The 19095-nt window shown below is 67.9% G+C and carries 17 protein-coding genes and 1 other RNA gene; 6 read left to right on the top strand and 12 right to left on the bottom strand.

Annotated elements, in window-relative coordinates:
• Positions 1–55: 55 nt before the first annotated feature.
• Positions 56–1309 carry a serine hydroxymethyltransferase gene (glyA, locus tag PI990_RS05475; RefSeq protein WP_021222882.1) on the top strand — a complete coding sequence of 418 codons (1254 nt, stop codon included), beginning with the start codon at positions 56–58 and terminating at the stop codon, positions 1307–1309.
• 562 nt (positions 1310–1871) lie between these two features.
• Here glyA and PI990_RS05470 read toward each other — a convergent pair.
• The 8 genes from PI990_RS05470 to PI990_RS05435 form a co-directional block, all read right to left on the bottom strand.
• The gene (locus PI990_RS05470) at positions 1872–4259 is read right to left on the bottom strand and encodes a TonB-dependent receptor (RefSeq protein WP_271660027.1); all 2388 of its coding nucleotides are present in this window, start codon (positions 4257–4259) and stop codon (positions 1872–1874) included.
• A gap of 65 nt (positions 4260–4324) precedes the next feature.
• Positions 4325–5272, bottom strand: coding sequence for a FecR domain-containing protein (locus tag PI990_RS05465; RefSeq protein WP_271660026.1), 948 nt, complete (start codon positions 5270–5272; stop codon positions 4325–4327).
• The gene (locus PI990_RS05460; protein ID WP_021218785.1) at positions 5269–5784 is read right to left on the bottom strand and encodes a sigma-70 family RNA polymerase sigma factor; all 516 of its coding nucleotides are present in this window, start codon (positions 5782–5784) and stop codon (positions 5269–5271) included. The genes PI990_RS05465 and PI990_RS05460 overlap by 4 nt, the downstream gene beginning before the upstream one ends.
• 86 nt (positions 5785–5870) lie before the next feature.
• Positions 5871–6845 (bottom strand): GTPase, encoded by a 975-nt coding sequence (yjiA, locus tag PI990_RS05455; protein WP_271660025.1) that lies wholly within the window; start codon positions 6843–6845, stop codon positions 5871–5873.
• Positions 6846–6964: 119 nt separating this feature from the next.
• Positions 6965–7039, bottom strand: a non-coding RNA gene (locus tag PI990_RS05450) — sX9 sRNA.
• 60 nt (positions 7040–7099) lie between these two features.
• Positions 7100–7303 (bottom strand): YbdD/YjiX family protein, encoded by a 204-nt coding sequence (locus PI990_RS05445; protein ID WP_021218787.1) that lies wholly within the window; start codon positions 7301–7303, stop codon positions 7100–7102.
• A 13-nt stretch (positions 7304–7316) separates the two neighbouring features.
• Positions 7317–9383: a carbon starvation CstA family protein gene (locus tag PI990_RS05440; RefSeq protein WP_271660024.1), complete on the bottom strand. Its 2067-nt coding sequence runs from the start codon at positions 9381–9383 to the stop codon at positions 7317–7319.
• Between the two features lie 415 nt (positions 9384–9798).
• Entirely contained in the window at positions 9799–10305 is a 507-nt protein-coding gene (locus PI990_RS05435) for a DUF3015 domain-containing protein (RefSeq protein WP_021218789.1), read from the bottom strand.
• 219 nt (positions 10306–10524) lie between these two features.
• Between PI990_RS05435 and PI990_RS05430 the strand changes: the two genes are divergently transcribed.
• The 3 genes from PI990_RS05430 to PI990_RS05420 are packed head-to-tail and all read left to right on the top strand — an operon-like array spanning position 10525 to position 14310.
• The gene (locus tag PI990_RS05430; protein WP_271660023.1) at positions 10525–11730 is read left to right on the top strand and encodes a DUF3142 domain-containing protein; all 1206 of its coding nucleotides are present in this window, start codon (positions 10525–10527) and stop codon (positions 11728–11730) included.
• Positions 11717–13888: a hypothetical protein gene (locus PI990_RS05425; RefSeq protein WP_271660022.1), complete on the top strand. Its 2172-nt coding sequence runs from the start codon at positions 11717–11719 to the stop codon at positions 13886–13888. The genes PI990_RS05430 and PI990_RS05425 overlap by 14 nt, the downstream gene beginning before the upstream one ends.
• Positions 13889–13941: 53 nt before the next feature.
• The gene (locus PI990_RS05420) at positions 13942–14310 is read left to right on the top strand and encodes a PilZ domain-containing protein (protein WP_021218792.1); all 369 of its coding nucleotides are present in this window, start codon (positions 13942–13944) and stop codon (positions 14308–14310) included.
• Between the two features lie 3 nt (positions 14311–14313).
• Here PI990_RS05420 and radA read toward each other — a convergent pair whose 3' ends face one another.
• The 3 genes from radA to PI990_RS05405 form a co-directional block, all read right to left on the bottom strand.
• Positions 14314–15675, bottom strand: a complete 1362-nt coding sequence (gene radA / locus PI990_RS05415) for a DNA repair protein RadA (protein ID WP_021218793.1) — start codon at positions 15673–15675, stop codon at positions 14314–14316.
• Positions 15676–15714: 39 nt separating this feature from the next.
• A complete protein-coding gene (locus PI990_RS05410) occupies positions 15715–15996 on the bottom strand; it encodes a YdcH family protein (RefSeq protein WP_021218794.1) in 282 nt (93 codons plus the stop codon).
• A gap of 77 nt (positions 15997–16073) precedes the next feature.
• The gene (locus PI990_RS05405; protein WP_043244487.1) at positions 16074–16313 is read right to left on the bottom strand and encodes a YdcH family protein; all 240 of its coding nucleotides are present in this window, start codon (positions 16311–16313) and stop codon (positions 16074–16076) included.
• Positions 16314–16472: 159 nt separating this feature from the next.
• On the opposite strand from PI990_RS05405, the gene PI990_RS05400 reads away from it, so the two are divergent.
• The gene (locus tag PI990_RS05400) at positions 16473–16760 is read left to right on the top strand and encodes a DUF1272 domain-containing protein (protein ID WP_271660021.1); all 288 of its coding nucleotides are present in this window, start codon (positions 16473–16475) and stop codon (positions 16758–16760) included.
• A 63-nt stretch (positions 16761–16823) separates the two neighbouring features.
• Positions 16824–17243 carry a large-conductance mechanosensitive channel protein MscL gene (mscL, locus tag PI990_RS05395; protein WP_263403961.1) on the top strand — a complete coding sequence of 140 codons (420 nt, stop codon included), beginning with the start codon at positions 16824–16826 and terminating at the stop codon, positions 17241–17243.
• 58 nt (positions 17244–17301) lie between these two features.
• On the opposite strand, the gene PI990_RS05390 is transcribed toward mscL, so the two are convergent.
• Positions 17302–18864 carry a TerC family protein gene (locus tag PI990_RS05390; protein ID WP_271660020.1) on the bottom strand — a complete coding sequence of 521 codons (1563 nt, stop codon included), beginning with the start codon at positions 18862–18864 and terminating at the stop codon, positions 17302–17304.
• Positions 18865–19095 lie beyond the last annotated feature (231 nt).

The following is a 19095-nucleotide window of genomic DNA, read 5'->3' as shown; positions in this document are numbered from 1 at the left end:
GACCTATGAGTTAGAATGCGCGCCTTTCCACGTACCGATCCCTGAGAGGACCGCCATGTTCAGCCGTGATTTGACCCTCGCCCGCTACGATGCAGACCTCTTCGCCGCGATGGAGCAGGAAGCCCAGCGCCAGGAAGAGCACATCGAACTCATCGCCTCCGAGAACTACACCAGCCCGGCGGTGATGGAAGCCCAGGGTTCGGTACTGACCAACAAGTACGCCGAGGGTTACCCGGGCAAGCGCTACTACGGCGGTTGCGAGTACGTCGACGTTGTCGAGCAACTGGCCATCGACCGCGCCAAGGAACTGTTCGGCGCCGACTACGCCAACGTCCAGCCCCATGCCGGTTCCCAGGCCAACGCCGCTGTCTACCTGGCCCTGCTGTCGGCCGGTGACACCATCCTCGGCATGAGCCTGGCCCACGGCGGTCACCTGACCCACGGCGCTTCCGTCTCCTCCTCCGGCAAGCTGTACAACGCCGTGCAGTACGGCATCACCGACGCCGGCCTGATCGACTACGACGAAGTCGAGCGCCTGGCCGTCGAGCACAAGCCGAAGATGATCGTCGCAGGCTTCTCCGCCTATTCGCAGATCCTCGACTTCCCGCGCTTCCGCGCCATCGCCGACAAGGTAGGTGCCTACCTGTTCGTCGACATGGCCCACGTGGCCGGCCTGGTCGCCGCTGGCGTGTACCCGAACCCGGTGCCCTTCGCCGACGTGGTCACCACCACCACCCACAAGACCCTGCGCGGCCCGCGCGGCGGCCTGATCCTCGCTCGCAAGAACGAAGAGATCGAGAAGAAGCTGAACTCCGCCGTCTTCCCCGGCGCCCAGGGTGGCCCGCTGGAGCACGTCATCGCCGCCAAGGCCGTGTGCTTCAAGGAAGCCCTGCAGCCCGAGTTCAAGACCTACCAGCAGCAAGTGGTGAAAAACGCCCAGGCCATGGCCCAGGTGTTCATCGACCGCGGCTTCGACGTGGTCTCCGGCGGTACCCAGAACCACCTGTTCCTGCTGTCCCTGATCAAGCAGGACATCACCGGTAAGGACGCCGACGCCGCCCTGGGTCGCGCCTTCATCACCGTGAACAAGAACTCGGTACCCAACGACCCGCGCTCGCCCTTCGTCACCTCCGGCCTGCGCATCGGCACCCCGGCCGTCACCACCCGCGGCTTCAAGGAAGTCGAGTGCCGCGAGCTGGCCACCTGGATTTGCGACATCCTCGAGAACATGGGCGACGAGTCCGTGGTCGACCGCGTTCGCGAACAGGTCAAGGCCATCTGCGCCAAGCTGCCGGTCTACGGCAACTAAACGTCAGCGCTGACGAAAAAGCCCGGCTCATGCCGGGCTTTTTTATGCCTGTCGCACAGGCCATGGGGCCGCTGCGCGGCCCTTGGCGAATGAGTCCGCCCCTACAGGCACGTGGTACGTCGGGGTGTAGGGTGGATGGCGCTCTTTTCATCCACCAGCGGAGCCGAACCGGGCTCCGCTGCGGTGGACCGGTGAAGCGTGGTCCACCCCACCTGCCGGACACAACGTGTCGGCGGCCTTTGGCGAATGAGTCCGCCCCTGCAGGCACGTGGTACGTCGGGGGGTAGGGTGGATGGCGCTCTTTTCATCCACCAGCGGAGCCGAACCGGGCTCCGCTGCGGTGGACCGGTGAAGCGTGGTCCACCCCACCTGCCGGACACAACGTGCCGGCGGCCCCTGGCGAATGAATTCACCCCTACAGGCACGGGCCTGCCGGGGCCGGTGGATAGCGCTTTTTCCATCCACCAGGGGGGTTGCCGGCAGCTCCGATGGTGGGCTGAAGCCCACCCTACGCTCTACGAATACCGGCCGTAGCCCGGGCTTCAGCCCGGGAAGGCGGCCATCAGAACCCCAGGGTCGCCGACACCAGCCAGGTGCGCGGGGTGGAGAGGGTGAGGCCGGTGGCGGTGCCGTCGGGGACGTTGGCCGAGGCCCAGTAGGCCTTGTCCATGACGTTCTCCACGCTGGCGCGCAGGGTGACGTCCGTCTCGCCGACGCTGAAGGCATAGCGCGCGCCCAGGTCGTAGCGCTGCCAGGCGTCGGCCTTCTGCGTGTTGGCCTGGTCGAGGTACTGGGCGCCGGTGTGGATGGCTCGTGCGGTCAGGGTCAGCCCCTGGACCTGGGGCAGGTCCCATTCGAAGCCCAGGTTGGCGTTGAGGATCGGCGCCCCGACCGCGCGGTTGCCGTCGTTGGTGCCATTGGCGGTGCGGGTCAGCTCGGCGTCCAGCAGCATGGCGCCACCGAGGATGCGCACGCCCTCCAGCGGTTCGCCGAACAGGTTCAGCTCCACGCCCTGGTTGCGCTGCTCGCCGTCGGGCCGCAGGAAGCCGTTCTCGGTGTAGTAGGCCGGTTTCTCGATGCGGAAGACGCTGAGGGTGCTGGTCAGGTTGCCCATGTCGTACTTGATGCCGGCCTCCACCTGCTTGCTGCGGTAGGGCGCGAACACCTGGCCGGCATTGTTGGCGGTCTCCGGCGCGGTCTGCCCTTGGGTCAGGCCTTCCATGTAGTTGGCGTAGAGCGACAGGGACTCGGTGGTGCGCCAGACCACGCCCAGGGCCGGCGAGGTGGCGCGTTCGTCGTAGCGCTGGTCGGGCTCGCCGGGTTCGGAACTGTCCACCTCCACCCGCTGCAGACGCGCACCGAGGGTCAGCAGCACCTGGTCGTCGGCGAAGCCGAGGGTGTCGGCCAGCGCCAGGCTGGAGAGCACGCTCTCGGTGTGGGTCGGGTTGTCGGCGGCCGTGGGCGTGATCGGCACCGGCAGGGTCGTCGGGTCGAACAGGTTGCTCACGCCGTTGGCGTAGCGCGCACCGCTGTTGTCGAAGGTCATGTCGAAGCGGTTGAGGCTGAGATTGAGGGTGTGCCCCACCGAGCCCGTGGAAAACCAGTTGCGCAGGCCGACCGTGGCGGTGCGTACCTCCTCCTCGCGCTGGAAGGCGCGCGGGCTGACCACGAAGCGCCCGGCGTCGTTGGTCAGCTGCACCGCGTGGCGGAGGAAGTCGTAGTCGCCCCGGCGCGCGCCGGCGGCGGCATAGACCATCAGCGACTCGCTCAGATCGTACTCGCCGCGCAGGGCGCCGAAGGTGTCCTTGGCACGGGAGTAGGTCCAGGGCTGGGCGAAGTTGTGGTGGATGTCCTCGGCGTCCGGCACCTTGACCCCGGCGTTGAGGCCGACGCGCTCCATCGGCCCGTCGACGTCGCGTTCCTGGCGGCCCAGGTCGAGGGACAGGCGCACGCGCTCGGTACGCAGGTCCAGCCCGAGCACGGCGGAATCACGCTCCAGGCTCTGGTGGTCCCACTCGGTGTCGCCGGACTGCTTGACGCCGTTGAAGCGCAGGCCGAAGCGCTGGTCGTCGCCGAAGCGCCGGCCGATGTCCACATGCCCGCCCAGTTGGCCGGAGGAGGCGTGCATGGCGGTGAACTCGGTGGTCGGCTCGTCGCCCGCGCGCTTGGGCTCGATGTTGACGCTGCCGCCAACGCTGCCATTGGGCGCCAGGCCGCCGAGCAAGGCTCCGGGGCCCTTGAGGATGTCGACCCGCTCGGCCATCTCCATGTCGATGGAGTAGGTGGGCAGCACGCCGTAGAGGCCGCCGTAGGCGACATCGCTGTTGTAGAGGCTGTAGCCACGGATGGAGAACTGCTCGAAGCGCCCCGCCGACGGGTTGGTGGTGCGCACCGAAGGGTCGCTGGCGACCACGTCGGCCAGGGTACGGGCCTGCTGGTTCTTCACCGCCTCGCGGGTGTAGGAGGTGAGGTTGAAGGGCGTCTCCATGAAGTCGCGGTCACCCAGCATGCCCAGCCCGCCCCGCCGGGAGACCTGGCCGCCGGCGTAGTGGTCGGCGCTGGCGCCGCCGCCCTGCCCGGTGATGGCGATCGGTTGCAACTGCTGCACGCGGCTCCCCTCCTCGGGCACCGGCAGCAGGGTGTAGCTGCCCTCGCCAGCCGGTTGCAGCATCAGGCCGGAGCCCTGGAGCAGGCGGGCGAAGCCTTCTTCCACGCCGAAGTCGCCGTTCAGCCCGGCGCTGCTGCGCCCGGAGACCAGGGACGGGTCGACGGACAGGCTGACGCCCGCCTCGCCGGCGAAACGGGTCAGCGCTGCGCCCAGGCTGCCGGCGGGGATCTGGTAGCTGCGGCGCGCACCGTCGTCGGCCCAGCTGGCGGCAGACAGGCCGGCACAGCCCAGGGCCAGAAGCAGAGGCATCGCGCAGGGACGGAAGGAAAGGACTGCAGACATCGAAAGGCTCTCTTTTTCGTTCTATTGCCAGTGATGACAGGCGAGCCGAAAAAAAGGGACAGCCCTCATGCAGGTGATTGCCGTGGCACCAGCGACACCCAGTAGCGGGTGCGGTAGTGCACCTCTATGGGCAGGCTTGCGGCCAGCAGGGCCAGGGCCTTGTCGGTGTCTTCCAGGCGGAAGGTGCCGGTCACGGCGAGGGTTTCCAGCGCCGGGTCCCAGCGCAGCACGCCGGGTCGGTAGCGATCCAGCTCGCGCAGCACTGCACCCAGGCCACGGTTCTCGACGATCAGCACACCCTGCTGCCAGTCGGGCTGGCGGGTATCGAAGGCTTCCACCCGGCCCACAGCGGAAGCGCCCAGGCCGGCACGCTGGCCCGCCTGCAGGGTGACCGGCATGCCCTGGACAGGCTCCAGCCGTACCGTGCCGCGCGCCACCGATACCAGGCAGCCGTGGTCGAACTGGCGCACGCAGAAGCGCGCGCCCGACGCCTGCAGGCGACCGTCGCGGGTCTGTACCTGCAACTCGCTGGCGCCGTCCAGGGCGATTTCGCCGTCGACCAGGGCGAGTTGGTGGCGACCGTCGGTGAAATCCAGGTTCACCGCGCTGGCGGTGTTGAGCTGCAGGCGCGTGCCGTCGGGCAGCTCCAGCGACCGCCGCTCGCCGGTGGCGGTGCGCAGGTCGGCGCTCCAGTTGGCGATGGGCATCTGCCGCCAGGCGAGCCAGCCGGCGGGTGCCAGAGCGCCGAGAGCGAGCATGCGCTTGAGAGTGGTACGCCGCCCCAGGTCCGGACGGTCGAGGCTGGCCAACGCCAGGGCGCCGGGCAATTGGGCGAAGCGCTGGCGCAGGGCCTGGGCCTTCTGCCAGGCCTGTTCGTGGTCGCTGCTGCGGGCGCGCCAGCGTTGCAACTCGGCATGGTCGGCCTCGCGGGCGCCGCCGGACTCCAGCAGCGTCAGCCAGTGCGCCGCTTCCCGCGCCACCTGGCGGGCGTGGGCCGAGGGCTGGGCACTCACAGGTCCACCAGCAGGCAGTGCTCGTAGGCCTTGGCCATGTAGCGCTTCACCGTGCGTTCGGATACGTCCAGGCGCAGGGCGATGCTGGCGTAGTCGAGGCCTTCGAGCTGCGACCAGAGGAAGGCGCGGCGCACCGCCAGCGGCAGGCCGTCGAGCAGTTCGTCCAGCGCCTGCAGGGTTTCCAGCAGCAGCCAGCGCTGTTCGGGCGAAGGCGCCTGCGCCTCCGGCAGGCTGGCCAGGGCGTCCAGGTAGGCGCGTTCCAGGCTGCGGCGCTGGTGGTGGTTGATCAGCAGGCGCTTGCCGACGGTGAGCAGGTAGGCCCGTGGCTCCTGCAGGCGCGGCAGCGGTTTGTCCTGGTGGGCGGCGAGCACGCGGACGAAGGTGTCCTGGGTCAGGTCCGCAGCATCCCAGGCGTTGCCCAGGCGCCGCCGCAGCCAGCTTTCCAGCCAGCTGCGGTGTTCGCGATAGAGGGTATTGAGACAGGGTTCGGGTGCCGCGACTGCATCGTTCATGGGTGGCACGCCGGAGGGTAAATGGAATCAAATGCGAGTGATTCTATTTACTTTTCGTCTGCATTCCAACCCTGCGAGTCACCCTTTCAGGCCTGCACCTCGGCGAAACCGGCGCGGATGCGCTCCTCCGGCAAGCCATCGCCAATGAACACGATCACGCTCTCGCGCGACTCGCCCTCCGCCCACTCGCTGTCCCAGTCGAAGCCGTAGAGGCGCAGCACCCCCTGGAACACCATGCGCCGGTCCTCGCCGGCGATATCCAGCACGCCCTTGTAGCGCAGCAGTGCATTGCCGTGCTCTTCCAGCAGGCCTTCCATGAAGGTGCTGAGCTTGTCGAGGTCCAGCGCCTTGTCGCTCTTCAGCACCAGGGTGGAAATTCGGTCGGTGGAGCCGGCCGGGGTCAGCGGGCGCAGGCTCAGGCCGGAGCCGATGTCGGCGTTGAGGTTGAAGCCGCGCACGTCGAGCAGCTCGGCCAGGTCGATGCGGCCGTGGTCGACCACACGGATCGGCGCGCGGCGGTTGATCCGTGACAGCCGCTGGCTGAGGGCCTCGAAGTGGGCGTTGTCCACCAGGTCGCGCTTGCTCACCAGGATGCGATCGGCGAAACCGACCTGGGCCTGGGCGATGGTCTCGGCCAGGTGGCGCTCGGCGTTGGCGGCGTCCACCAGGGTGATGATGCCGTCCAGCACGTAGCGCTCGCAGAGCTCCTCGTCGGCGAAGAAGGTCTGCGCCACGGGTGCCGGGTCGGCCAGGCCGGTGCACTCGATCACCAGGCGGTCGAAGGCCAGCTCGCCGGCGTCCAGGCGCTCCAGCAACAGGTACAGGGCCTTCTCCAGCTCGACGTGGATGGAGCAGCAGACGCAGCCGTTGGCCAGGGTCATCACCTGCACCGGCTCGCTGCCGAGCAGTTGGCCGTCGATGGGCGTCTCGCTGAATTCGTTTTCGATCACCGCGATCTTCAGGCCGTGCCCGGCCTTGAGGATGTGCTTGAGCAGCGTGGTCTTGCCGGCGCCGAGAAAGCCGCTGAGCACGGTGACGGGGATGGGGAGGTGTGCGGACATCAGGGCATTCCTCGATGTGGCGGAGACCCATCCGGGAAATGGGTCATGGGGATTTCAGCGGTTCGCTGAACAGAAAGAACAGCGCCACGACGAGTCGTGGCGCTGTTGTACCTCAACCTGCCTCGCCAAGCGTCGCGAGCGCAGGCAGGTTGGGGGCGACCAGCGCACAGGAACCGCAATGTACTCCAGTACATGAGGATTCCGAGCACTGCCCGCACCCAAGATGCCAAGCGCAGTAGCTTGGCGGGGTAGGTTCAGCAGCAGCGGATGGGCCGCCCTTTGCCGCCACCGTAGCGCGCCTCCTGGCGCTCGCGGAAGAACTCCTCGTAGCTCATCACCGGCTTGTCCGGGTGCTTGCCCCGCATGTGCTCGACGTAGTTGTCGTAGTCGGGCATGCCGACCAGCATGCGCGCGGCCTGCCCCAGGTACTTACCCATGCGGCTCAGGTCATTGAACATGCGCGTTCACTCCTCAGGCATCCGGGATCGGCTGGAAGGGCGATTCCTTGTCGGTGCGCTCCGGCTTGGCCCAGGCCCTGCGTCCCACCTTGATGGCGTAGAACAGGATGCTGAGGACCACGAAGAGGAAGAGCACGGTCAGGGTCGAGTTGGTGTAGGCGTTGAAGATCACGTGCTGCATCTGCGCCATGTCCTTGGCCGGGGCCAGGATCTGGCCGGCGTCGGCGGCGTCGCTGTACTTCTTGGCCAGGGCCAGGAAGCCCACCGCCGGGTTCGGGTCGAGCAGCTTGATCAGGCCCGCGGTGGTGGTGCAGATCAGCAACCAGGTGGCCGGCACCAGAGTGACCCAGACGTAGCGCTGGCGCTTCATCTTGATCAGCACCACGCAGCCGAGCATCAGGGCGATACCGGCGAGCATCTGGTTGGAGATGCCGAACAGCGGCCACAGGGTGTTGATGCCGCCCAATGGGTCGATCACGCCCTGGTACAGCAGCCAGCCCCACATGGCCACGCAGCCGGCGGTGGCGATGACGTTGGCGGTCCAGGACTCGGTGCGCTTCAGCGCCGGCACGAAGTTGCCCAGCAGATCCTGCAGCATGAAGCGCCCGGCACGGGTACCGGCGTCCACCGCGGTGAGGATGAACAGCGCCTCGAAGAGGATCGCGAAGTGGTACCAGAACGCCATGGTGTTCTCGCCCGGCAACACCTGGTGGAGGATCTGCGCGATACCCACGGCGAGGGTCGGCGCACCGCCGGCACGGGCCAGGATGGTGTGCTCGCCGATGTCACGGGCAGTGGCTTCGAGCACCTCGGGGGTGATGGTGAAGCCCCAGCTGCTGACGGTGGCCGCCACGCTGGCGACGTCGGTGCCGACTACGGCCGGCGGGCTGTTCATGGCGAAGTACACGCCCGGCTCGATCACCGAGGCGGCGACCATGGCCATGATGGCGACGAAGGATTCCATCAGCATGCCGCCGTAGCCGATGTAACGGGCATGGGATTCGTTGGCCAGCAGCTTGGGCGTGGTGCCGGAGCTGATCAGCGCATGGAAGCCGGAAACCGCGCCACAGGCGATGGTAATGAACAGGAAGGGGAACAGGCCGCCCTTCCACACCGGGCCGGTGCCGTCGACGAACTGGGTCAGCGCCGGCATTTTCAGCTCGGGCATGGTCACCAGGATGCCGATGGCCAGGGCGATGATGGTGCCGATCTTGAGGAAGGTCGACAGGTAGTCACGGGGCGCCAGCACCAGCCACACGGGCAGCACGGCGGCGACGAAACCGTAGCCGATCAGCATCCAGGTGATCTGCACGCCGGTGAAGGTGAAGGCCGGGCCCCAGACCGGGTCGGCGGCCACCTGGCCACCGAGCCAGATCGACAGCAGCAACAGCACCACGCCCACCAGCGAAATCTCGCCGATACGGCCCGGGCGGATGTAGCGCATGTAGATGCCCATGAACATCGCGATGGGGATGGTCGCCATCACCGTGAACATGCCCCAGGGGCTCTCGGCCAGGGCCTTGACCACGATCAGCGAGAGCACCGCGAGGATGATGATCATGATCAGGAAGGCGCCGAACAGCGCGATGGTGCCGGGTATCTGGCCCATCTCCTCACGCACCAGCTCGCCCAGGGAGCGGCCGTTGCGACGGGTGGAGATGAACAGGACCATGAAGTCCTGCACCGCACCGGCGAGCACCACGCCGGCAATCAGCCAGAGCGTGCCGGGCAGATAGCCCATCTGCGCCGCAAGTACCGGGCCCACCAGCGGACCGGCGCCGGCGATGGCGGCGAAGTGGTGACCGAAGAGGATGTGCTTGTTGGTCGGGACGTAGTCCAGGCCGTCGTTGTTGAGCAGCGCGGGGGTCGCGCGGGTCGGGTCCAGCTGCATCACCTTGGTGGCGATGAACAGGCTGTAGTAGCGGTAAGCGACAAGGTAAAGGGCAACGGCTGCGACCACGATCCACAAGGCGTTGATCGCCTCGCCGCGGCGTAGTGCGACCACACCCAAGGCACATGCGCCGACCACCGCCAGCACTGCCCAGGGCAGGTGGCGCGTGACGCTATTGTTATTGTTCATAGGGAACTCCGAATGGATAGACAGACAAGCTGCCGCACAAGCTTAGCCGCTCCCCGGCGAAACTGAAGTCAGACCTTGGTCTAGAGCCTTCGGCCACTGTCGCCGGGGTGGTTGGACGGGGTCTATCCGGGGCATGGAGCGTGCCCTGCCAGCCCCCGTGCATGGGCATGACCGCTGAGTGGGATGGAGGTCGCTTTTTACCTCCACCAGGCGGAGTGGAGGACAGGGAAAGCGGTGGGCTGAAGCGGAGCGCCGCCCGGCCCACCCTACGCCCACCTGTGTCCAGACAGGTCTATCTGCGCGCTGGGTCCGATGCCTGGGTAGGTCGGGTGCAACCCGACATTTCGGCCAAGCCGCCTGATCACCGGGCATGAAAAAGCCGGGCATCGCCCGGCTTCTTCGTTACTGCGGCCGATCAGGCCGGCTGTTTGGCGTAGCGCGCCAGTTGCTGGTCGCGGCTCATCACTTCCAGGGTGTTGGCCAGCACCTGCTCGCCGGTCACGTCCGGGGCAGAGAAGATGGTGGAGAAGTTCTCCTGGGCGATCTTGGCGAAGTGGGCGCGGTCGCCCTGTTCCACGCCCAGCAGGGTGGCGTAGGCGTCCAGCGCTTCGCCCTGGCCTTGGGCCATGTCTTCGGCGATGTTGTCGAGCATGCCGTTCATGGCCAGCATCGAGCGGCCGCCGTAGCCGATCTTGGCGCCGACATCGCAGCCGTTGGTACCGGAGGTCATGCCGAAGGTGGCGTTGCCCGAGGTGCCGTTGGTGGTAGTGGCCAGGAAGTGCGGTGCGAAGCCGCGCTGACCTTCGAACAGCATGTTGCCCCAGCCGCAGCCGTTACCACCGGCAGCATCGGCATGTGCCGCCACGCTACCCACGCTCAGAAGTCCCACAATCACGCCTTTGACCAGCAGTCGGTTGTCCATTAGCTGCACTCCACAATCATCAATAGGGGTAAATCCGCCTAAGCAGCTTTGGCGACACTTGGCGAACTGTCAAACCAGGCGGCCCTGCCGTGCGCCCAATGACCATGCCGCTTGCGGGGATGTGACGAAGTTGGCGGGCAGCCCTTGCCGGCCTTGCGGATTGGGCGTCTAATCCGCCGCGAACGGGCCTCGCGCCCGGGCCACGTCACGATGAAGACCATGTACGGCCTCCCCCGCCGCTGGATCGCGGCCCTCTTCTTCCTACTCGCATTGACCGGCGGCTGCCGCGAAGAGGCGTCCCTGCCCTTCGACCAGCAACTCTACGTCTGGCAGCGCCAATGGTTGCCCGTCCACGCCGAAGCGCTCGCCGCCAGCCACGCCGACTTCTCCACCCTGCGCGTGCTCGCCCTGCAGGCCCACCCCGGTGCCGGCTGGTCGCGCATCCGCGTCGACGCCCCGCTGCTGCGCGCCGATGGCCGGCCATTGGTGGCGGTGGTACGCCTCGACGGCCAGCTGCCGCAACTGGACGCACAACGGGCACGGGAGGAAATCACCGCGCTGCTCGCCGACTGGCAGGCCGCCGGCCTCACCCCCCAGGCGCTGGAGATCGACCACGATTGCGCCAGCGCGCGCCTGCCCGGCTACACCCGCTTCCTCGCCGAGCTGCGCCAGGCCCTGCCACCGGGCCTGCGCCTGGGCATCACCGCCCTGCCCGCCTGGCTGTCCAGCCCGGAGCTTGACGCACTGCTGGCCCAAGTGGACGGCAGCGTGCTGCAGGTCCACGGCGTCAGCGCTCCGGAGCAGGGGCTGTTCGATGCCGACAAGGCGTTCGCCTGGGCCCAGCGTTGGGCCGAACGCAGCGAGCGTCCTTTCCTGCTCGCCTTGCCCGCCTACGGTGCCGGCCTCATCAGCAGTGCCAGCGGCGCCCAGGTGGAAAGCGAAGCGCCGCTGAACCTGGCCGGCGAACGCCGCGAACTCAGCGCCGACCCGCAGCAGGTCGCCGCCCTGGTACAACGCCTGCGGGATGAACGCCCCGCCCACCTCGCCGGGCTCATCTGGTTCCGTCTGCCCCTACCGGGCGATCGCCGCGCCTGGCCCCTGGCGACCCTGCGCGCCGTGGCCCGGGGCGAGCCCCTGGCGGCGGCACTGGCCGTCCAGGTGGAACGCCCACGGGGCGATGACCTGCGCGAACTCAGCCTCACCAATACCGGCAATGCCCCCGGCCCGCTGCCGCAGCGGCTGGACATCGCCGCCCGGGACTGCCAGGCCTTCGACGCCCTGCCCGGCTACCGCATGCAACGCAGCGACACGGGCCTGGTGCTGGAGCGCCAGGCCGCCGCCGAACTCGCCGCCGGCCAGCGCCGTGCGCTGGGCTGGGCCCGCTGCTCCGAACTCGATCAAGGAGGAATCCATGTACGCCCCTGAGCGTCGCCCTGCCCGTCTCGCCCTGGCCATCGCCCTCGCCCTGCCGCTCGGCAGCGCCCTGGCCTGCGGCCCGGACTTCTCCATGCGCCTGCTGGACGACCGCGCCAACAGCCTGGCCGAACTGCCCGAAGGCAACTTCGCCTTCGAGATCAGCCGCCTGGCACCGCCCATCCCCGGGCTCAAGCAGGTCACCGAGGCCAGCCTGGTACCGCGCTGGGAGGAGGACAACGGCGCCTACCTGCAGCAGCGTGACGAGCGCGAGAAAAGCGAGCTGGGCGAAGCGATGTGGCAGCGCGTGCAGGCCCTGCGCGGCCTCGATGACGCCCAGCGGGCCGAAGCGGAAGGCCAGGACCTGCCCGCCGAAATCCGCCTCTACACCGCCGGTGCCGTAGCCTTCCAGGGCGACCCTGCGCTGGCCGTCGACTACTTCCGCCGCGTCCTCGCGCTGCCGGACGCCGAGCGCCGGACCCGCAGCACCTGGGCCGCCTACTCCATGGGCCGCACCCTGGCCGCCAGCAGCCGGGCCCTGTCCGCCAGCGACGAAGTGCTCAGCGACGAGGAAATCACCCAGCGCCTGCACGCCAATGCCGAAGCCGCCAGGGAGGCCTTCCGCCTCACCCGCACACTGGCCATCGAGGGCTTCGACGACCCGCTGGAGCTGGCCGCCGCCAGCCTCGGCGAGGAAGCCCTGCTGGCCAAGGAGGCCGGCGACTGGGGCGAGGCCATCCGCCTCTACGCCAACCAGGCGACGCTGCACTCCAACACCGGCTACAGCTCCCTGCGCCAACTGAGCGGGGAGCTGGCGCGCATGCCCGACGAGCAACTGGTGCCGCTGCTGGCGGTGCCCGAGGTGCAACAACTGCTGACGGTGCGCCTGCTCACCCGGATCGGCTGGTTCTACGACGAACAGCCCAACGGCGAGCAGCACCTGGCCGAATTGCTGATGGCCCTCGACGCCGCCGAACTGCCCAACGCCGACCGCCTCGCCGCGCTCGCCTACCGCGTCGGCCGCTACGACGATGCCGGACGCTTCCTGGCCAAGGCCGGGGACAGCGGCCTCGCCTGGTGGTTGCGGGCCAAGCTGGCCCTGCGTGCCGGCGACACCCCGCGCGCCGCCGAAGCCTACGCCCGGGCCGCCAAGGCCTTCCCCGAGGACGAGAAATGGGGCGCCCGACGCACCGCCGGCTGGGAGTGGGAAACCATCACGCCGCGCTGCCGGGTGGAAGGCGAGAGCGCCATCCTCGCGCTGCAGCGCGGCGACTACCTGGAGGCTTTCGACAACCTCTACCGCAGCGGCGAGATCTACTGGATGGATGCCGCCGCCGTGGCCGAGCGGGTGCTCACCCTCGACGAGCTGAAGGGCTACGTGGACGCCAAGGTCGTCGCGCCGCCCCCCCAAACCCAGGAAGACCGCGACGCCTATCGCCCGCAACCGGTGGCCGCCTCCCTGCGCGAGCTGCTGGGCCGCCGCCTGCTGCGCGAAGGCCGCTACGACGAAGCCCCGGCCTATTTCGAGAGCGACGAGCTGCGCGCCGCCGCCCTTGAATACGGCCAGGCCCGCGAACAGGCGCAAAGCCGCTGGACCGGCATCGGCCGCGCCGAGGCCTACTACACCGCCGCCCGCCTGGCCCGCCGGCAGGGCATGGAGCTGCTGGGCTACGAGATGTCCCCGGACTTCCACGTTCTGGGCGGCAACTTCGCCTTCACCCAGGTGAACCCGCTGCAGGCCGGCGGGCTGCTTTCCGCGGACGAAGTGCAGCGGCAGAACGCCAACCTGGCCCAGCCCAATGTGCGCTACCACTACCGCTGGGTCGCCGCCGACCTCACCGAGCGCGCCGCCGACGACCTGCCCCATACCAGCCAGGCCTTCGCCGCCGTGCTGTGCAAGGGCAGCGGCTGGATCCAGTACACCGACCTCGGCCGTACCCAGGCCATCTACCGGCGCTACGTCGAGCACGGCCCCTTCGTGGAATGGGCGGGCAACTTCGGCATGAACTGCGAGGAGCCGGACTTCCAGAGCGCCCACGGCCGCCTGTGGGAAGAACGTGAACAGGCCGTGCGCGACGGGTTCTACTCCATCAGGTACGGCCTCGTCGCCGGCGCCGCGCTGTTGCTGGGTGCCGCCGGAACCTGGCTGTGGCGCCGCCGTTCCCGATGAGCGGCAGCCCCGAGCCTTGTCTATAGTTGTGTGAATTGAGCAGGAGCCACGCCATGAGTGACACAGACAACGAGCGCCGACGCTTCCACCGCATCGCGTTCGATGCCGCCACAGAGATCGCCCAGGACGAGCGTCGCTGGAACGTCGAGCTGCAGGACATTTCCCTGAAGGGCCTGCTGGTGGAACGCCCGAGCAACTGGAACGGCGATCCGGACCAGCCATTCCTCGCCACCGTCCGCCTCAGCGGCGACACCCAGGTGCGCATGGAAGTCGTGCTGACCCGCGTCCAGAAGGACCAGCTGGGCTTCGTCTGCCAGCACATCGACCTGGATTCCATCGCCCACCTGCGCCGCCTGGTGGAACTCAACCTCGGCGACGAGGACCTGCTGGAACGTGACCTCGCCGCCCTGGTAGAGAAGTAGGGGTCACTCGAACAGGGCATCCAGCGCCTGTTCCAGGCGCGTCACCGCAATCACCCGCAGCCCCGGGGGCGCCTCCTTCGGGGCGTTGCCCTTGGGCACGATGGCGCGCTTGAAGCCGTGCTTGCCCGCCTCCTTCAGGCGCTCCTGGCCGCTCGGTACCGGGCGCACCTCGCCCGACAGGCCCACCTCGCCGAACACCAACAGGTCATGCTCCAGCGGGCGGTTGCGCAGGCTCGACATGATCGCCGCGATCAGCGCCAGGTCGGACGCCGTCTCCAGCACCTTGACCCCGCCCACCACGTTGAGAAACACATCCTGGTCGTGGGTGGGAATGCCGCCGTGGCGGTGCAATACCGCCAGCAGCATGGCCAGGCGGTTCTGGTCCAGGCCCAGGGTGACCCGGCGCGGGTTGGCCAGGTGGCTGGTGTCCACCAGGGCCTGCACCTCCACCAGCATCGGCCGCGAACCTTCCCAGGTAGCCATGACCACGCTGCCGGGCACCGCTTCCTGGGCACGGGTGAGGAAGATCGCCGACGGGTTGGAAACCTCCTTCAGGCCCTTGTCGGTCATGCCGAACACGCCCAGTTCGTTGACCGCGCCGAAGCGGTTCTTCACCGCCCGCAGCAGGCGCAGGCGGCCATCGGACTCGCCCTCGAAATACAGCACGGTGTCGACCATGTGCTCCAGCACGCGCGGGCCCGCCAGGGCGCCTTCCTTGGTCACGTGGCCGACGAGGAAGATCGCCGTGCCGCTCTGCTTGGCATAGCGCACCAGCAGCGCCGCGCTCTCGCGCACCTGGGCCACGCCGCCAGGGGCGGACTGCAATTGCTCGGTGAAGATGGTCTGGATGGAGTCGATCACCATCACCTTGGGCTTCTCCACCCGGGCGGTGGCGATGATGCTTTCGATGCAGGTCTCGGTCATCACCTTGAGCTTGTCTTCCGGCAGCCCGAGGCGGCGGGCGCGCATGGCGACCTGCTGCTGGGATTCCTCACCGGTGACATAGAGCGCGGGGAAGCGCGAGGCGATGTTGCACAGGGTCTGCAACAGAATGGTGGACTTGCCGATGCCGGGGTCGCCGCCGATCAGCACCACCGAGCCGTCCACCAGGCCACCACCGAGTACGCGGTCGAGCTCGGCGGAGGCGGTGGAAAAGCGCGGCATTTCCTCGACGCTGACTTCGGCCAGGGTCTTGATCTGCGCCTGGCCACCGGCCCAGCCGGCGCGCCCGCTGGGGGGCGCGGCGCCGTCGATGACGGTTTCAACCAGGGTGTTCCAGGCCCCGCAATCGCCGCACTGGCCGGCCCATTTGGGGAAGGTCGAGCCGCACTCGGTGCAGCCGTACATGCGCTTGGCCTTGGCCATCAGCGGACTCCGTCAGACGAAAGCCCGCATGATAGCGGATCAACCCTTGCAGGCGCGCCCGCAGCCGCAGCAGCCTTCCTTGCGCTCCGGCGCCTTGAGCGCCTGCAGATTCTGCAGCAGGCCATCGCGGCGCATGCGCAGGGCCTGGAGGCTGGAACCGTCCAGCGGCTCGCTGCCCTGCTCGATGCGGCCGATGCGCTTCTCCAGCAGCTCGTACTGCTCGCGCAGGCGCGCCGTGCGCTCTTCGGCGCGGCGCGCCTCGTACAGGGCCTTGCGGTCACGCTCGGGGGCGGCATTGGGAAGGGTGTCGTAGACGGTCATGGCGACGGCTCCGGAAGGGGAAATGGGCGCCAGACTACCCAGCGCGCCTCCCCGCCGTTTTGACGCCGATCAACGCCTCAATGGCTCTTCAGCAGCTGGGCGATCTCGTCCTTCAGGGCCACCCGCTGCATTTTCAGGCTGTGCAGGGCGAGGTCATCGAGGGCGTGCTTGCCGTCCTCCACTTCATAGATGCGGGCGTCGAGGCGCTGGTACTCCTGCGCCAGACGGGAAAAATGCACGTTGTGCTGGAGCATTTCGCGCATCGTGTCGCGATGTTCGGGGAACTCGCGGTCCAGGGGGTGATGTTCGAGCGGCATGGTCGGGCTCCTCACTGGCGAAAACTCCCTTGAGGCTAGACCAAGCAGCCGCGATGTCGCCGGCCGATGCACCACCGGGAGGTTTTCAGTGAACAGTCGTGGCTGTGCGCCGGCCCCTGGAAGCACTAGGATGGTCCGCCTGACCGAGGAGAACCCCCGATGCTGGAGCTGCGCCCTAGCTGTGAAGCCTGTTCCCGCCCCCTGCCGCCATCGAGCGCCGATGCACGCATCTGCTCCTTCGAGTGCACCTTCTGCGCCGCCTGTGCCGAGCGCCTGGAGAACGTCTGCCCCAACTGCGGCGGCGGTTTCTACCCGCGCCCGGTGCGGCCGAAGGTATTGCTGAACCGCTACCCCGCCACCGGCGTGAGGGTGGAAAAACCGGTGGACAGCCGCGTCCACGCCGATTTCTGCAGCCTGTACCGGCACGTGGAACCGCAACATCGCTGAGATGGCAGGGTCAGAACACTCGGTTACACTTTCAGCCCATAACCAGACCCAAGGGAGCGGTACATGAGCCTATTGAACGAATTCAAAGCCTTCGCGGTGAAAGGCAACGTGGTCGACATGGCGGTGGGCATCATCGTCGGTGCGGCCTTCGGCAAGATCGTCTCGTCCTTCGTCGGCGACGTGGTCATGCCCCCCATCGGCCTGCTGATCGGCGGCGTCGACTTCACTGACCTGGCCATCACCCTCAAGGCCGCCCAGGGCGATATCCCAGCGGTGGTGCTGAGCTACGGCAAGTTCATCCAGACGGTGCTCGACTTCGTCATCGTCGCCTTCGCCATCTTCATGGGCGTGAAGGCCATCAACAAACTCAAGCGCGAAGAAGCCGTAGCCCCCTCCGCCCCGCCGGTCCCCACCCCGGAGGAAGTGCTGCTGACCGAAATCCGCGACCTGCTCAAATCGCAGCAGCAGGACAAGCAGCCCTGACCGGATTGTCTTCGCAAACATGAAAACGGCGCCCGATGGCGCCGTTTACGTTTCAGACTCAGCCCGTCTCCTCGACCGGCCTCAGCAGCAGGCGGTTGACCCGGCGCTCACGCACCTCGGTCACCTGCAGCTCCCAACCTTCTACCTCGAGGCGGTCGCCCACCATGGGCAGGCGGTCCAGCAGGCTCATGGCCAGGCCCGCCAGGGTCTGGTAGTCGTCCGTGGGACGGGCGCGGAAGCCCAGGCGCTCACGCAACACGGCGAGGTTCACCGCACCGCTGACCTTGTAGCCCCCCGCGCTCGGCTCGATGTCCGGGCCTTCGCTCTCACTGGCGTCGGGCAGCTGGCCGGCGATGGACTCGAGGATGTCGGTCATGGTCACCAGGCCCTCGAAGCCGCCGAACTCGTTGACCACGAAGGCGATGTGGGTGGAGGCCTCGCGCATCTGCTCCAGGGCCCCCAGCACCGACACGCTCTCGGGCAGGTTGACCGGCGCGCGCAGCAGGGATTCCAGGTCCGGCTCCTCGCCGCGCAGCAGTTCCTTGAACAGCTCCTTCTTGTGCAGGTAGCCCAGGGGCTCGTCCACCGCGCCATCGCGGATCACCACCAGGCGCGAGTGGGGCGCCTGCAGCAGGGCCTGGTGGATCTGCTCGCGGGTCTCGCCCAGGTCGATGCGGTTGACCCGTGCGCGGTCGGTCATCACGGTGCGGATCGAGCGCTCGGCCAGGTGCAGCACGCCGCTGATCATCACCCGCTCGCGGCGGTCGAACACCGCGGTGTCGCCCTCGCCGTCCTTGAGCATGTCGGCGATGTCATCGCCCACTTCGCCGGCATCCACGCCACGGCCGCCGAGCAGGCGCAGCACCGCATGGGCGGTGCGCTCACGCAGGCCACGGCTGCCCTGCAGCTTGCGCTTGCGTCGCCAGCGCACCGTCTGGTTGGCCATCTCGATGAGGATCGAGAAACCGATGGCCGCATACAGGTAGCCCTTGGGAATGTGGAAGCCCAGGCCTTCGGCGGTGAGGCTGAAGCCGATCATCATCAGGAAGCCCAGGCACAGCATGATCACCGTGGGGTGGGCGTTGACGAAGGCGGTCAGCGGCTTGCTGGCGACGATCATCAGGCCGATGGAGATGATCACGGCGATCATCATCACTTCCAGGTGCTCGACCATGCCGACGGCGGTGATCACCGCGTCCAGGGAGAACACCGCGTCCAGCACGACGATCTGCGCCACCACTGGCCAGAACATGGCGTAGGTGCGGCTGCCGCTCTGGTGGTGGGTATGGCCCTCGATGCGCTCGTGCAGCTCCATGGTGGCCTTGAACAACAGGAACACACCACCGAACAACATGATCAGGTCACGGCCGGAGAAGGCCTGGCCGAACACCTCGAACAGCGGTTCGGTCAGGGTCACCAGCCAGGAGATGCTGGCCAGCAGGCCCAGGCGCATGATCAACGCCAGCGACAGGCCGATCAGGCGTGCGCGGTCACGCTGCTCGGGGGGCAGCTTGTCGGCGAGGATGGCGATGAACACCAGGTTGTCGATGCCGAGGACGATCTCCAGCACGATCAGCGTCAGCAGGCCCAGCCAGGCTGTGGGGTCGGCTATCCATTCCATGCTCAGGCACTCCCGGGCGAAAGACGGGCACGCGCGAAGGCTGCATCGGCGCTAACGGGGCGCTGCAGGCGGTTCGGCATGCGGGAAGATCGCGCGGCACGCTGCCACGCTCGGGTCTGGCGCGCGCTGGCGCCGGGGGAGGAAGGGGCCACGCCCTGGGTACTCGGGGGTGGTTTACAACTGTCGCTGTCCATTGGGTTCCGGATCAAAAAAACGGACGAGCATCCTAGG

Source organism: Pseudomonas sp. TUM22785 (assembly GCF_028198105.1).
Lineage (GTDB): Bacteria > Pseudomonadota > Gammaproteobacteria > Pseudomonadales > Pseudomonadaceae > Metapseudomonas > Metapseudomonas solani.
This window is presented reverse-complemented; position numbering and strand designations above follow the sequence as displayed.

Coding starts and splice junctions, on each gene's coding strand:
- mscL (WP_263403961.1), top strand. CDS start 16,824: ATGAGCCTATTGAACGAATTCAAAGCCTTCGCGGTGAAAGGCAACGTG.
- PI990_RS05470 (WP_271660027.1), bottom strand. CDS start 4,259: ATGTCTGCAGTCCTTTCCTTCCGTCCCTGCGCGATGCCTCTGCTTCTG.
- PI990_RS05410 (WP_021218794.1), bottom strand. CDS start 15,996: ATGACCGTCTACGACACCCTTCCCAATGCCGCCCCCGAGCGTGACCGC.
- PI990_RS05400 (WP_271660021.1), top strand. CDS start 16,473: ATGCTGGAGCTGCGCCCTAGCTGTGAAGCCTGTTCCCGCCCCCTGCCG.
- PI990_RS05405 (WP_043244487.1), bottom strand. CDS start 16,313: ATGCCGCTCGAACATCACCCCCTGGACCGCGAGTTCCCCGAACATCGC.
- yjiA (WP_271660025.1), bottom strand. CDS start 6,845: ATGTCCGCACACCTCCCCATCCCCGTCACCGTGCTCAGCGGCTTTCTC.
- PI990_RS05445 (WP_021218787.1), bottom strand. CDS start 7,303: ATGTTCAATGACCTGAGCCGCATGGGTAAGTACCTGGGGCAGGCCGCG.
- PI990_RS05425 (WP_271660022.1), top strand. CDS start 11,717: ATGTACGCCCCTGAGCGTCGCCCTGCCCGTCTCGCCCTGGCCATCGCC.
- PI990_RS05420 (WP_021218792.1), top strand. CDS start 13,942: ATGAGTGACACAGACAACGAGCGCCGACGCTTCCACCGCATCGCGTTC.
- PI990_RS05460 (WP_021218785.1), bottom strand. CDS start 5,784: ATGAACGATGCAGTCGCGGCACCCGAACCCTGTCTCAATACCCTCTAT.
- PI990_RS05435 (WP_021218789.1), bottom strand. CDS start 10,305: ATGGACAACCGACTGCTGGTCAAAGGCGTGATTGTGGGACTTCTGAGC.
- PI990_RS05440 (WP_271660024.1), bottom strand. CDS start 9,383: ATGAACAATAACAATAGCGTCACGCGCCACCTGCCCTGGGCAGTGCTG.
- glyA (WP_021222882.1), top strand. CDS start 56: ATGTTCAGCCGTGATTTGACCCTCGCCCGCTACGATGCAGACCTCTTC.
- PI990_RS05430 (WP_271660023.1), top strand. CDS start 10,525: ATGTACGGCCTCCCCCGCCGCTGGATCGCGGCCCTCTTCTTCCTACTC.
- PI990_RS05390 (WP_271660020.1), bottom strand. CDS start 18,864: ATGGAATGGATAGCCGACCCCACAGCCTGGCTGGGCCTGCTGACGCTG.
- radA (WP_021218793.1), bottom strand. CDS start 15,675: ATGGCCAAGGCCAAGCGCATGTACGGCTGCACCGAGTGCGGCTCGACC.